9 protein-coding genes and 1 pseudogene are annotated in these 13,894 nt (G+C 59.8%); 3 read left to right on the top strand and 7 right to left on the bottom strand.

Going from position 1 to position 13,894, the window contains the following annotated elements:
• The first annotated feature begins 307 nt into the window (after positions 1 to 307).
• Positions 308 to 4,147, top strand: coding sequence for an FAD/FMN-binding oxidoreductase (locus tag PZA18_RS03460; RefSeq protein WP_284099396.1), 3,840 nt, complete (start codon positions 308 to 310; stop codon positions 4,145 to 4,147).
• A gap of 119 nt (positions 4,148 to 4,266) precedes the next feature.
• On the opposite strand, the gene PZA18_RS03455 is transcribed toward PZA18_RS03460, so the two are convergent.
• Positions 4,267 to 5,442, bottom strand: coding sequence for a YjgN family protein (locus PZA18_RS03455; protein ID WP_284099395.1), 1,176 nt, complete (start codon positions 5,440 to 5,442; stop codon positions 4,267 to 4,269).
• Positions 5,443 to 5,557: 115 nt separating this feature from the next.
• Complete coding sequence (locus PZA18_RS03450) at positions 5,558 to 6,484, bottom strand: LysR family transcriptional regulator (RefSeq protein WP_284099394.1); 927 nt, start codon at positions 6,482 to 6,484, stop codon at positions 5,558 to 5,560.
• 99 nt (positions 6,485 to 6,583) lie between these two features.
• Here PZA18_RS03450 and metE point away from each other — a divergent pair.
• Positions 6,584 to 8,851, top strand: a pseudogene (gene metE, locus PZA18_RS03445) (5-methyltetrahydropteroyltriglutamate--homocysteine S-methyltransferase); the annotation flags it as partial.
• Here metE and PZA18_RS03440 read toward each other — a convergent pair.
• Positions 8,843 to 9,154 carry a GNAT family N-acetyltransferase gene (locus tag PZA18_RS03440; RefSeq protein WP_308447323.1) on the bottom strand — a complete coding sequence of 104 codons (312 nt, stop codon included), beginning with the start codon at positions 9,152 to 9,154 and terminating at the stop codon, positions 8,843 to 8,845. The pseudogene metE and the gene PZA18_RS03440 sit on opposite strands and share 9 nt — an antisense overlap.
• 561 nt (positions 9,155 to 9,715) lie before the next feature.
• On the bottom strand, positions 9,716 to 10,633 hold the full coding sequence (locus PZA18_RS03435) for a LysR family transcriptional regulator (protein WP_284099392.1): 918 nt from the start codon (positions 10,631 to 10,633) through the stop codon (positions 9,716 to 9,718).
• A gap of 135 nt (positions 10,634 to 10,768) precedes the next feature.
• Here PZA18_RS03435 and PZA18_RS03430 point away from each other — a divergent pair, with 135 nt between their 5' ends.
• Positions 10,769 to 11,521 (top strand): SDR family oxidoreductase, encoded by a 753-nt coding sequence (locus PZA18_RS03430; RefSeq protein ID WP_284099391.1) that lies wholly within the window; start codon positions 10,769 to 10,771, stop codon positions 11,519 to 11,521.
• 32 nt (positions 11,522 to 11,553) lie between these two features.
• Here PZA18_RS03430 and PZA18_RS03425 read toward each other — a convergent pair whose 3' ends face one another.
• Genes PZA18_RS03425 through PZA18_RS03415 form a run of 3 tightly spaced genes read right to left on the bottom strand, consistent with a single transcriptional unit; the run spans position 11,554 to position 13,792 of the window.
• Positions 11,554 to 11,976, bottom strand: coding sequence for a hypothetical protein (locus PZA18_RS03425; protein WP_284099390.1), 423 nt, complete (start codon positions 11,974 to 11,976; stop codon positions 11,554 to 11,556).
• The gene (locus tag PZA18_RS03420) at positions 11,976 to 12,923 is read right to left on the bottom strand and encodes a Nudix family hydrolase (protein WP_284099389.1); all 948 of its coding nucleotides are present in this window, start codon (positions 12,921 to 12,923) and stop codon (positions 11,976 to 11,978) included. The genes PZA18_RS03425 and PZA18_RS03420 overlap by 1 nt, the downstream gene beginning before the upstream one ends.
• Entirely contained in the window at positions 12,920 to 13,792 is an 873-nt protein-coding gene (locus PZA18_RS03415; protein ID WP_284099388.1) for an ATP-binding protein, read from the bottom strand. The genes PZA18_RS03420 and PZA18_RS03415 overlap by 4 nt, the downstream gene beginning before the upstream one ends.
• Positions 13,793 to 13,894: the final 102 nt, after the last annotated feature.

The following is a 13,894-nucleotide window of genomic DNA, read 5'->3' as shown; positions in this document are numbered from 1 at the left end:
ACACATTGTTGTAGTTGCCCCACACCGGTTGACCCCTTTGCTGGGTGGTTGCCTGCTGGCTTTCCATTGTTTTTCTGTTATTAAATCATTGCCTTGTCGTTAATTTGGCAAGAGGCCGGGCATTTGTCGGCTTGCCGGGTTTTCGTCGGACAATGGCCATTTCCGGCACGGTGCAATGCAACAATTTCCGCTATGATCGTTGCCTGCCCAGCAAGACAGCCGGGCAGCGTCCTACCCTGCAAATCGCCGATCCTCTATCAAATCTTCAACTGCATCAGGATCGGCCTTCACTGGAGATTTGCCCGCCATGGCCACCGCTGCCACTGCCCGGCTACGGGAAATACCTTACAACTACACCTCCTTTTCCGACCGCGAGATCGTCATCCGCCTGCTGGGTGAAGATACCTGGGCCTTGCTCGACCATTTACGGGGTGAGCGCAAAACGGGCCGCTCTGCCCGCATGCTGTTCGAGGTGCTGGGGGATATCTGGGTGGTACTGCGCAACCCTTATCTGCAAGATGACCTGCTGGAGAACCCGAAGCGCCGTGCGGCCCTGGTCGAAGCCATGCGCCATCGCCTGCGCGACATCGACAGTCGCCGTGGTGACAACGCCGAGGTGGGGGAGCTGCTCAAGCGCGCCGAAAAGGCCGTCGAGCGTTTTGACGCCAGCTTTGATGAGTTGGCTGAATTGCGCCGCAAGGTGCTGCGTCGCATGGGCGGGCTGACCCGCAAGGACAATATCTGTTTCGATGGCCTGGCTCGTGTCAGCCATGTCACCGACGCGACCGACTGGCGGGTTGAATACCCCTTCGTGGTCCTGAGTCCAGACCACGAGGATGAGATGGCCGGCTTGGTTAAAGCCTGTATCGAACTGGGCCTGACCATCATCCCGCGTGGTGGTGGGACCGGCTACACTGGCGGCGCCGTACCGTTGACGCCCTATTCGGCGGTCATCAATACCGAAAAGCTGGATCGCCATCAGGGCGTGGAGTACATCGACCTGCCTGGGGTTGAAGGCAAGGTGGCTACCATCAATTGTGGCGCGGGGGTGGTAACCAAGCGCGTGATGGAAGCGGCAGAGGCCGAAGGACTGGTGTTTGCAGTTGACCCTACCTCGGCTGAAGCCAGCTGCATTGGCGGCAATGTAGCGATGAATGCAGGCGGCAAGAAGGCCGTGTTGTGGGGAACGGCACTCGATAACCTCGCCTCCTGGAAGATGGTGGACCCCGACGGCAACTGGTTGCTGGTGGAACGTCTCAACCATAACCGGGGCAAGATCCACGATGTGGACGTGGCGAGTTTCAAACTGCGCCGCTTCAAACCGGACGGCAAAACCTTGCTGGAAGAACGGCAACTGGATATTCCCGGCCCTCAGTTCCGCAAAGTGGGCTTGGGCAAGGATGTCACCGACAAATTTCTGGCGGGTCTGCCGGGCGTGCAAAAGGAAGGCTGCGACGGGATTATCACCTCGGCCCGCTTTGTGCTGCATCGTATGCCCAAGCATATCCGCACCGTCTGCCTTGAGTTCTTTGGCACCGTAGCGGAAGCCACACCAGCCATCGTCGAAATCAAAGACTACCTCGACGCCCATCCGCACGCGATTCTGGCCGGATTGGAGCACCTTGACTGGCGTTATGTGCGGGCGGTGGGTTACGCCACCAAGGCCAAGTCCAAGGGCCGACCCAAGATGGTGTTGCTGGCCGATATCGTGTCGGATGACGAGAACGCCGTTGGCGAGGCGGCGAGCCAGGTAGTACGCTTTGCCAACGCCCGCCATGGCGAGGGCTTTATTGCCGTGAGCCCGGACGCTCGCAAGAAATTCTGGCTGGATCGCAGCCGCACTGCGGCAATTGCTCGCCATACCAACGCCTTCAAGATCAACGAAGATGTGGTGATTCCGCTGCCAAGGCTCGGCGATTACTCGGACGGGATCGAGCGCATCAATATCGAGCTGAGCATCTACAACAAGCTGCAGCTCTTGCAACGGTTGGAGACGTTCTTTGAGAGCGGCAACCTGCCAATCGACTCAGGCGATTCGCCGGTTTCTCACGAAGAACTGATTGGTGACCGGCGCCAGGTGGCGCTGGAAGCCGTACGGCAGGTGCATGTCCGCTGGCAGTGGGTGCTGGATCATCTGGATGACAGCTTCGAACTCTACACGGCTGCCTTCCCGCAAGCGCCACTGGAACCCGGTGCCGAAGCAGCGCAGCCGCAGAGTGTTTTCCATGCGTTGCGCGACTTTCATCTACGCATTTCCTGGAAACGTGAACTGCGCGGCGAACTGGATGCGCTGTTCTCTGGTGCGGCCGACAAGCCGATTCGTGAAGCCGTGGAGGCCATCCACCAGAAGACGTTGAAAGGGCGGGTGTTCGTCGCGCTGCATATGCACGCTGGCGATGGCAATGTGCATACCAATATTCCGGTCAACTCCGACGATTACGAGATGCTGCAATCGGCCCACAAGGCGGTCGCCCGGATCATGACCCTGGCCCGCAGTCTGGATGGCGTCATCTCGGGCGAGCACGGTATCGGCATTACCAAACTCGAATTCCTGACGGACGATGAAATTCGACCTTTTGCCGATTACAAACAGCGGATCGACCCGAATGGCCACTTCAACAAGGGCAAGCTGCTGCCGGGAGCGGATCTGCGCAATGCCTATACCCCGTCATTCAATCTGCTAGGCGCCGAATCGCTGATTCTGGAACAGTCGGATCTGGGTGAAATCTCGGACATGGTGAAAGACTGTCTGCGCTGCGGCAAATGCAAGCCCGTGTGCGCGACCCATGTACCACGCGCCAATCTGCTGTACTCGCCTCGCAACAAGATTCTTGGTGTTGGGCTGCTGACCGAAGCCTTTCTGTATGAAGAGCAGACCCGGCGCGGTGTCAGCCTCAAGCACTTTGAGGAGCTGGGCGATGTGGCAGACCATTGCACGGTTTGCCATAAGTGCGTCAACCCTTGTCCGGTCAAAATCGACTTCGGTGATGTCACCGTGGCCATGCGCAACTTCCTGCGCAAGACCGGCCACAAGAAGTTCAACCCCGGCGCTGCCGCTGCCATGGCTTTCCTGACGGCCAAAGACCCCTCCACCATCAAGACGCTGCGGGCAGGTATGGTCGGCATTGGCTACAACCTGCAGCGGCTGGGGAATCAGGTACTGCGTGCTGCCGCCCACCAGCAGGTCAAGGCGCCGCCCTCCACGGTGGGTAAGCCAGAGATCAAGGCGCAGGTTATCCACTTCATCAACAAGAAGATGCCGGGCAACCTGCCCAAAAAAACCGCCCGCGCTTTGCTGGATGTGGAAGACAACAGCGTGGTGCCAGTGATCCGTAACCCGAAGCTGCCAGCTGACGAAAGCGATGCCGTGTTTTACTTCCCCGGTTGCGGCTCGGAGCGTTTGTTCTCGCAGGTAGGGCTCGCTACCCAAGCCATGCTGTGGCATGTGGGGGCTACAACGGTTCTGCCGCCCGGCTATCTGTGCTGTGGCTACCCGCAGACCTCCGCCGGTCATGCGGACAAGGGCGAGCAGATCACCACCGAGAACCGGGTGCTGTTCCACCGTGTTGCCAATACGCTCAACTATCTGGATATCAAGACGGTGATCGTGTCATGCGGAACCTGCATGGATCAGCTCACCCGCTACCAGTTCGAGCAGATCTTCCCCGGCTGTCGCTTGCTGGATATCCACGAGTATTTGCTGGAAAAAGGCGTCAAGTTGAATGGGGTGAACGGGGTGCGTTATATGTACCACGACCCTTGCCATACGCCGATCAAGACCATGAGCCCGATCAAGCTGGCCAACGAGCTGATGGGCGGCGGCGTGCAACAGAACGAGCGCTGCTGTGGGGAGTCGGGTACCTTGGCGGCAACACGGCCGGATATCTCAACCCAAGTCCGTTTCCGCAAGGAAGAGGAAATGCGCAAAGGCGCGGAGCGTCTACGTAGTGAGACGGCTGGTGCAGAAGTGAAGGTGCTGACCTCCTGCCCATCTTGCCTGCAGGGCCTGAGCCGTTACGACCACGATGCGAATACCAGTGCCGAATATATCGTGGTGGAGATGGCGCGCCAGGTGCTGGGTGAGAACTGGATGCCCGATTATGTAGAGACCGCCCGCAATGGTGGCATCGAGCGGGTGCTGCTGTAGCGGAGGCATTCTCAGGTTTGCCAGAACCTTACACACTTTTGGCATCTGAAATGCGGATATGAAAAAGCGGGGCGATGCCAGATGACATCGCCCCGCTTTTTTGGATCAACGATTTCGACTTACACCGCGATATCCACATCAAACATCTGCGCCACTTCCTGTCCGGTCGCGCCTACCTGGTCGCCACTGGCAGCAGTCAGCTCGGCCAATGGCGCGCCGGTGGTGACGCTGATCGACTCCAGAATCATCTTGGTCATCCTGACCTTGGCCCATGGCCAGGCCAGCCCCAGCGAGCAGAGCAGGGCCAGCAGATTGGTGCAGAACATCCAGCCTAGCGGGAATATCTTGAACTCCGCCTTGATCTGATGGGGACCGATCTGGCTGTGGTTGAGCACAATGCCCAGCAGGCTGATCTTCAGTACCTGACCCACGACGACATAGAGCAGCAAGGTGATGAGGTAGAGCACTGCAATGGCCGCGATGAACATGCCGCCACCTACCATCTTGGCAACATCCGAGCCATCAAAATTGCCAACGGCAACATAGAACACAACCCCCACCACTGCGGCAATCAAGGCAAAGGCAATCATCAATGCCGTCCCTCCGGCAAAGACCGAGCCGATGGACACCAGATACGCCATATAGAACTCGCCAACCGCTGGTTTGACGCTGGTCGATGTTGAGCCGTAGCGCAGGTGCTTCAGCAAAAAGGCACGCTGCTGGTGGTGGACCCAAGGCATGGCAAACATCAGCGAGAGCGGAATCAATAAGGGCATCAGCAGAAAGTGCAGATAGGTCTGGCCGACGCTGCCAGACCAGCCAAAGCGGATGGCGCGCCAGCTGGTCATGCGCATGCGAAACCGTAGCGACCGCGCAACCAGCCAGGGCGCCAGCAGCACGATGACGCCGAGTACGACAAACGCCAGTGCATTTTCCATCTGCGCCAATACCGCGTAGGGGATGAACAAGGCCGCAGCAATCAGCCGGCCAATCAAAATGGCCAGCGGTTTGCCGTGATAGTCGAAATGCGAGCCTGCCAGCTCGGTGTGGCCGTAAAAATACTTTTGGGTACGCACCTTGGCCCAAGCGGAGTAAATGCCGAGCGTAAGCAGCGTCAGGGCCAGATTGACCATCCAGATGCCAAAATATTCGCCCGCTTTGCCGTGAAATTGCAGCCGATAGGTCTCGGGAACATGCTCGCCTATCACTGGTTCATCAGGTGTTGGGGTGGGGGGATCAAAATTCAGCGGTGGTTCTGCTGGGGGGGTAAAAGCGGGTTCAAACGATGAAGTCATGTGCAAAATCCTGAAAAGAGCCAGCCGTATGACAAAGGCAAGCTCTCTACCCTAGCTCAGGAAAAGGATGGCTACAAGTTTGAATAATCCCTTGCGGTCGCGGCCGTGTCCCCGCTCATTCCGCCAGCAGGACGATGCCCGGCAGGTTGAGCTGGCTGGTTTCGCGCATCACATCGACAAAGTCTTCTACATAAGGCAGCCCGGCACGGGTGGGTAGCGTTGCCGCATATAGCTGGGCGTATAGCCGATCCGTGGTGATAGGACGGGCTTCGACATAACCGCGATCGAGATATGGCTGCACCGCCCACTGGGGCAGAGCGGCGATGCCACGCCGGCTGGCAACCAATTGCAAAATGGCAATCGTCAACTCACTGGTGCGGCGCTTGGGCTGAATGCCGGCGGGTCGGAGCACCTGGCGAATCAGATCGAGCATGTCATCGGGCACCGGATAGCTGATCAGGGTTTCGGCGGCAAAGTCCTCGGCGCTCAGGTACGGTTTGGCGGCCAATGGGTGGCCATGTGCCAGTAAGGCCACGACTTCGTAACTGAACAGCGGGAAATAACGGACAGCCTCCGCCTCATCGCGCTCCGACACGATAGCAAGATCAGCGCGGTCTTCATGCAGCAGGCCAATCGGGTCGGCATGAAAGCCGGACACGATATCGAGTTCCACCTCTGGCCAGCGTTCACGGTAGCAATCCATGGCCGGCATCAGCCAGTCAAAACAGGTGTGGCATTCCACGGCAATCCGCAGCTGGCCTGCCTCACCAAAGGCAATGCGGGCCAGATCGCGCTCGGCAGCACCTACGGCGGGTAATACGGTTTCGGCCAGACTAATCAGCCGCTTGCCAGCAGCCGTGAGTTTTAGCGGCAGAGTCTTGCGCTCGAACAGGGCGGTGCCATAGTGGTCTTCCAAGGCCTTGAGTTGATGTGACAACGCAGACTGGGTGAGGCTGACCCGCTGCGCGGCACGCGAGACACTGCCGGTGTCGGCCAGCGCCAGCAAGGTGCGCAGATGGCGAAGTTCGAGAGGTGATTGCATGAGAAATTTTCAATTTAATCGTAAATATTATTAGTTTGAATCATATTTGTGGGCGGACGATCATGCAAGGCATCTTCCCTTGCTGATAGAGAGACTCACATGCCCACTACCCATATCCTAGGATTTCCCCGCATCGGCGCTCGCCGCGAACTCAAACTGGCGCTGGAAAGTTTCTGGCGTGGCGACAGCACCGCCACCCAACTGTACTCGGTGGGGGCGGACTTGCGCCGTCAGCATTGGCAATGGCAACTCGACGCCGGGCTGGATCTGCTGACGGTTGGCGATTTCGCCTGGTATGACCAGGTTCTGGAGACGGCGGTCCATCTCGGTGCCATTCCGGCACGCTTCGGCCACGATGCGGCCAAGCTCGACCTTGCCGCCTTCTTTGAGTTGGCGCGGGGTAATGCCCATCAGCCCGCACTGGAGCTGACCAAATGGTTCGATACCAATTACCACTATCTGAAGCCGGAGTTTGATGACGCCAGTCGTTTTGATGGCGGGGTGCGCTGGTGGATTGACGCCACGGCCGATGCGGCGCGGTTGGGGCGCCCGGTCAAGACCGTGCTGGTTGGGCCGCTGAGCCTGCTGTATCTGGCCAACTACCGTGGTACGGGTGATGTTCTGGGCCTGTTGCCGCGCCTGATTCCGGCATATCGTCGTCTGCTGGCGGAACTGGCCGAGGCAGGTGCCAGCTGGGTGCAGCTGGATGAACCGATTCTGGCGCTGGATTTGCCGAAGGTCTGGCTGGATGCGCTGGCACCCACTTATCGGGCTTTGCAGGGGGCGGGGCCGCGTTTGCTGCTGGCGACTTACTTTGGTGGCGTCGAGCAGCATGCCGAGCTACTGAAATCGTTGGCGGTAGACGGTTTGCATCTTGATCTGGTGCGGGCGCCTCAGCAGTTGGCTGCGTTGGTGGCGGACTGGCCTGTGGACAAGATTCTGTCGGCAGGGGTGATTGATGGCCGCAATATCTGGCGCACTGACCTGGATGCTGCCCTGGATTGCCTGACACCGGTGCAGCGCCAGCTCGGTGATGCCCTATGGCTGGCGCCATCGTGCTCACTGTTGCATGTGCCGGTTGATCTGGCGGCCGAGCAAAGGCTGGATGGCGAGCTGCAAAGCTGGCTGGCGTTTGCCAGACAGAAGCTGGATGAGCTGAGGCTGCTCAAGCGTGGCCTGGAATTGGGGCGGATCGCCGTGCATGCGCAGCTCGCTGGCCAGCGCGCTGCACTGGAAAGCCGTCGCCATAGTCCACGTTGTCACAACCCGGCGGTTGCCGCCCGGCTGACGGCGATTCAACCCGCAGACTGGCAACGTACCCTGCCATATGCCGAACGTGCGGTACAGCAACGCGAACGCCTGCAGCTGCCGCTGTTGCCGACAACGACCATCGGCTCCTTCCCGCAGACTGCGGCGATTCGGTCGGCACGCGCCGCGCACAAACGTGGCGAGCTGGATGTGCCCACCTACCGTTCGGCGATGCAGGCTGAAATCCGGCACGCCATTGAACGCCAGCAGGTGCTGGGCCTGGATATGCTGGTTCATGGCGAGGCTGAACGTAACGACATGGTCGAGTATTTCGGCGAACAGCTGGCGGGCTATGCCTTCACCGACTTTGGCTGGGTACAGAGCTATGGCTCGCGTTGCGTCAAACCGCCAGTCCTGTTTGGTGATGTGGCCCGTCCCGAGCCGATGACGGTTGAGTGGTCGATGTATGCCCAGAGCCAGACACAGCTGCCTGTCAAAGGCATGCTGACCGGGCCGGTTACCATGCTGCAATGGGCATTCGTACGCGACGATCTGCCGCGCTCGACCGTCGCGACCCAGATTGCGCTGGCGATACGCGATGAAGTGGTGGATCTCGAAGCCGCTGGTATTGCGGCTATCCAGATCGACGAGCCGGCGTTCCGCGAAGGTTTGCCGCTCAAGCGTGCCGAGTGGGAGGCATATCTGGATTGGGCGGTACGAGTGTTCCGGTTGGCATCGAGCGGGGTGGCGGCCAACTGCCAGATCCACACCCATATGTGCTACTCGGAATTCAACGACATCCTGCCGGCGATTGCAGCGCTGGATGCCGACGTGATCACGATCGAGACCTCGCGCTCGGCGATGGCGCTGCTCGATGGCTTTGCCAGCTTCGCTTACCCGAACGAGATCGGCCCCGGCGTCTACGACATCCACTCACCGCGCGTACCATCGGTGGACGAGATGCTGGTGCTGTTGCGCCGCGCAGCCAGCGTGATTCCTGCTGAGCGTCTGTGGGTGAACCCCGACTGTGGCCTGAAAACCCGTGGCTGGCCCGAGGTCGAAGCCGCGCTCGCGGCTATGGTGTCGGCGGCGCGACGACTGCGGGCAGAATTAGGCGAGGAGTTTAAGGTAGGCAAAGTCCTCAAGTCGCTGGAATCCGATGCGCTGATACAGGCTGTTGCTGGTGGGGTTGGCCAGGTCGGTGAACAGGAACACATCGAACCCTTCGGCAACCAGCATCCCGGCTGCACTTGCCACTAAAGCCCCCGCATAACCCCGCTGGCGCTGGGCTGGCGGGGTATAGACCGCTCCGATACGGCTAATGCCGCCAGCCAGACGCGACGTGCGGAGTAGGGCTGCTGGGCCGTTGTCTTCCCACAGCCAGTAAAGCGATGGCTGAGTGGCGAGGCGTTGTTTGATCATTTCTTCCCGGTCGGCAGGGCTGGGGGGCAGGCGGCATTCTTCTGAAAAAGCCTGCAAGGCAGATGTGACCCAGCTGATGTCGTCCAAGGTTGCTGGACGACATTGGCCGTTGGCGGTCAGTCGGTGAGGTGGACTCCGTAATAAATAGCTGCCTTGGGCACTATGCAGCTGGTGGGGGCGGTACGCGGCAGCAAACTGCTGCGCGGTGGGTTGCGGGCCGCGCAGATAGCTGAGCGCTGGTCCGGGCCAGTGTTTGGCCAGATAGTGGGTGGCATCCTCCGGCATGGCTGAGATCAGAGCCGTACTGTTGTCGTTTGCCAGGGCCAGCCCGCCGACGACATTGCCTTCAGCGCCATGAACGACTACCCAGCAGCCAGCACGATCAGCCTTGGTAAGCGCCAGGGCCAGCAAGTCATGGCAATGCTCAAGATCTGACCGCAGGAAAGTCTCGGCTTCAGCGAGAAACGCGGCGGCTGTTGAAAATTGCATCATTGTGTAGGTCATGCTGTCCCTTTTGGGCTTTGTTGGACGGGTCTGTGGTGCGGGTTTGTCAAGTTCCGCTTAGGTCACGGTGGGTGCCTGCAAGACACCGCTGGCCAGCCAGCAGCTTTGCAAATAGTCGATCAAGGCCTGTACACGAACCTGTCCGCGCCGGTCTGGCAGATAGACAGCGTGCAAGGGCATGCCGGCAAGCTGGTAGCCGCAAAGAATGGGCCGGACGATTCCGGAGGCCAGTTCTGGCCGGAACAGCCAGTGCTGCGAGTAGCAGATCCCCATGTCGGCCAGCACCGCTGAACGTAGTCCGTCTGAAGTATTGCAGCGCAGTCGGCCGGAAACCGGCACGTTGAACGACTGCTCGCCTTGCTGTAGCTGCCAGAAGGGTTCGGCGACAGTGTCGTTCTGGTAGAGCAGGCAGTGATGCCTTGATAAGTCGGCGGGTTGTTCGGGCGTGCCGTGCCGGTCCAGATAGCGTGCCGACGCAAACAGCGAGCAGGGAATGCTGCCCAGTGGTCTGGCGATCAGCCCATCGTTGCGGACACTGCCACAACGAAACGTCACATCAATCCCCTCCCGCAGCAGATCGGCAACGTCATCGCTAAGCGCCAGATCAATCTCGATAGCGGGGTAGCGCTGCAGGAAATCCACCAGATGCGGCACGATTTCCAGTCGCCCAAATGCCCCTGGCCCAGCCAGCCGGATGTGGCCAGCCAGCGACTCGTGACCCGCCCGGAATCGCTGCTCGGCCCCGTCCAGCGCATGCAGAATCGCCTGACACTCTTCGTAGTAGCGCCAGCCTTCCTGCGTCGGAGAGAGCTGGCGTGTGCTGCGCGTCAGCAGCGGCCCACCCAGGCATTCTTCCAGCCATTGAATCTGCTTGCTGATCGTCGGCTGCGACACCCCTTGCTCGCGTGCGACCGCAGAAAAGCTTCCGCTCTCGATAACCCTGACCAAAGTCCGCATCGCCGCCAGTTTGTCCATTTGTCGTCCTGAAGGTTGAATTCATTCAATTTTGGAATGAGTGATATGCAGCCCTGTCTGCTTATCAAGTGTGTTCTGCTTGTTGATACTGCGATCCCTGAACTTCGTCGTCAACTCATTTATCAAGGAATAAGAATGAATACGCTAAGCAACTATGCCGGCAAAACAGCCGTGGTTACCGGTGGAAATAGTGGGATCGGTCTGGCCACCGCACGTCTGCTGCGCCAACACGGTGCCAAAGTGGCAATCTGTGGCCGAGATCAAGCCAGTTTGCAGGCCGCCGCGCAGGAGCTTGGCGTGCTGGCGGTGGAAGCAGACATCAGCCGGCATGCTGACATTGACCGCCTCTACGCCACGGTGTCAGCCGAGCTGGGGCCGATTGACTTTCTGTTTGCCAATGCAGGGGTATTCCAGGCTATGTCCCTGGCGGATACCACCGAGGCATTCTTTGACTGGCAGTTCGATATCAACGCCAAAGGCGTGTTCTTCACCGTGCAGAAAGCGCTGCCGTATTTGCGGGATGGTGCCAGCATCGTGCTGATGAGTTCGACGATCCACGACGCCGGATGGGCGGATTGCAGCGTATATGCTGCCAGCAAAGCTGCAGTGCGCTCGATGGCGCGTAGCTTCTCGGCTGAATTATTACCGCGTGGCATTCGCGTGAACGCGATTGCCCCCGGTATCACCGATACCCCGATTCTGGAATGGCCCGGCATGAACCCGGAAGAACGTGCCGCCGCGCAGGATGGCTTCCGCAGCCGTGTGCCGATGGGGCGTTTTGCTCAGCCCGAGGAAATGGCTGAAGCCGTACTGTTTCTGGGAAGTCCGGCATCGGCTTATATGGCGGGTGGTGTGCTGCGTGTGGATGGCGGATTGATGGAGCTGTAAAGCGGCAACCGAAAACAAAACCTCAACAGAGCCTAGCGCTGCGCCGTGAAAGTGACGTCCACCCGGCCTTGATCCAGCTCCAGCGTCAGCAGCCAGTCTAGTCGTCGCTGGCTGCATACCGGCAGGATGACGCTGGCCTTCAGTTGTTGAGAGCCCGCAGCGCGTAGCTGATAGCCGTTTGGCCCCATCTCCATGCCTATCATGCTGAAATGGGCCCGTGCTTGTTGGCTGGGGCCGGTCAGAGTCAGCTCGAACGGGCGCAGACCGCTGGGAGGACTGGCCGCTTGCAAACGGAAAGTCTGGCCTGCCAACTCAAACTGACAGCTTTGCGAGAGATCGGGGCAGCTGACCTTGGCTTGCGCCACAGCTTGGTCGGGAGGCAGGAGTTGATGTGCGAGCTCAGCGCTGATCAGCACGGCGGCTGCCGTGCCGATGATCCAGGGTTTCCAGCGCATCAGGCGTTCCAGGCAGCGCGCAATAAGGCGACGCCATGACCACCATGCTGGCGGGCGGCGGGCAGGTCACCCAGACTCAGGCCGCCGATGGCATACACCGGCAAGGTATAGCCATGGCTGACGATGCGGGCGAATCCACCCCAACCCAAGGTGTCGCCATCGGGATGGCTGGGGGTGGGCTGCAACGTGCCGAGGAAAGCGTAATCAAGCCCCAGTCTGGCCGCATGGGCCAGCTCCGGGCCGCCATGAGTCGAGGCGCCTACCCAATCCAGCCCTTCCGGACGCTCCTGCAAGGCCATCAGTTGCGGTGAACGCAGGTGTACGCCTGCCGCTCCCAGTTGCCTTGCCAGCTCGGGATCGCGATTGATGATGACGCGCACCCCAAACGGCTTGGCCAGCGCCAGAACCTTTTCCGCAAGCAGGGCGAAGTCATCGCGTTCCAGATGGGGTTCGCGCAGCATCAACCAGCGTAGACCGCCGGTGAGCCGCCTTGCCAGCCTTCGCATATATTCCGATTCGCCCAGCTCGGCGACATTCGAGATGGCCATTTCATTGGGTAATTCGAGGCCACGCAGAATCGGGGTATTGGCGGGCAGCATCGGTGCGACGGTCAGCATGCCCGGCCGCTGCCAGACAAATTGCTGGCCTTCCTGCGGCTGAATTTCACCCTTCCAGCGTGTCACCTGAAAAAAATGCAGGCGCACGGTGGCATGGGGGTAGATGAACTCCTGAGTGAGCCAGGGGTAGGCGGTCACCACCTCTATGCCCATTTCTTCGTTCAGCTCCCGCTTGAGCGCGGCCAAGGCGGATTCGCCTGGTTCCAGCTTGCCACCGGGAAACTCCCAGTAACCGGCATAGGGTTTGCCTTCGGGGCGGCTTCCCAGCAGAAACTCGCCATCGTCGCGCACCAGTACGCCGGCGGCGACATGTGTGATGGGGCGTGTCATGCCTGGCCTCCTTGCCTGCCGGCGTAGTCTCGGGCGAACTGCCAGGCAATGCGCCCGCTACGGCCGCCGCGACCCAAGGCCCACTGCAAGGCCGCGGTTTCTTCCGTTTGGCCCCAGACAACACAACCGAATTGCTCCAGCCAATAGCGGGCAGCGCTCAGGTAGGCGGGCTGATCGAAAGGGTAGAACGTCAGCCATAGCCCAAAACGCTCGGATAGCGATACTTTCTCTTCGACCGCATCGGCCGGATGGACCTCGCCATCAATGTGGCGGGTGCGTGCGTTCTCGTCGAAATATTCCGGCAGAAGGTGACGGCGGTTCGAGGTGGCGTAAATCAGGACTCGGGGGGACTGGCCGCTGATCGAACCATCCAGGGCCGACTTCAGCGCTTTATAACCGGGCTCGCCTTCTTCAAACGACAGATCATCGCAGAACACGATAAAGCGCTCTGGGCGGTTGGCAACCTGCTCGATGATGTCTGGCAGGTCCACCAGATCGGCCTTCTCGACTTCGATCAGGCGCAAGCCCTGATCGGCATAAGCCAGCCACGCTGCTTTCACCAGCGAGGATTTGCCGGTGCCTCGTGCGCCGGTCAACAGTACATTGTTGGCGAGCCGGCCGCCGGCAAACTGGCGGGTATTGCGATCAATCTCAGCCTTTTGCGGCTCGACGGCGACAAGGTCTGCCAGCCGGATCTGATGGGGGTGGTGGACTGGGTGCAGGTAGCCTGCGCCATAACGGTCGCGGCGCCAGCGAAAGGCGCGTGCCGACCAGTCGGTGTCAGGTCGTGTAGGGGGCAATATCGATTCCAGCCGCGATAATACGGACTCTGCGCGGTCGATAAGCTGCCAAATATTCGCTTCGGACATCAGTTTCCATTCAACCGGGCATTGTGCCGCCCCGGTATTCGTCTAGTTGTCGATACGTCAAACCTGGCGGGTGCATCTGCCGGAGTGCCTGACATGGCAAAT

The sequence above is a fragment of the Parachitinimonas caeni genome (assembly GCF_030129945.1).
Classification (GTDB): domain Bacteria; phylum Pseudomonadota; class Gammaproteobacteria; order Burkholderiales; family Chitinimonadaceae; genus Parachitinimonas; species Parachitinimonas caeni.
Note: the sequence above shows the minus strand (reverse complement) of the source record. Positions and strands in the feature narration are given on the sequence as shown.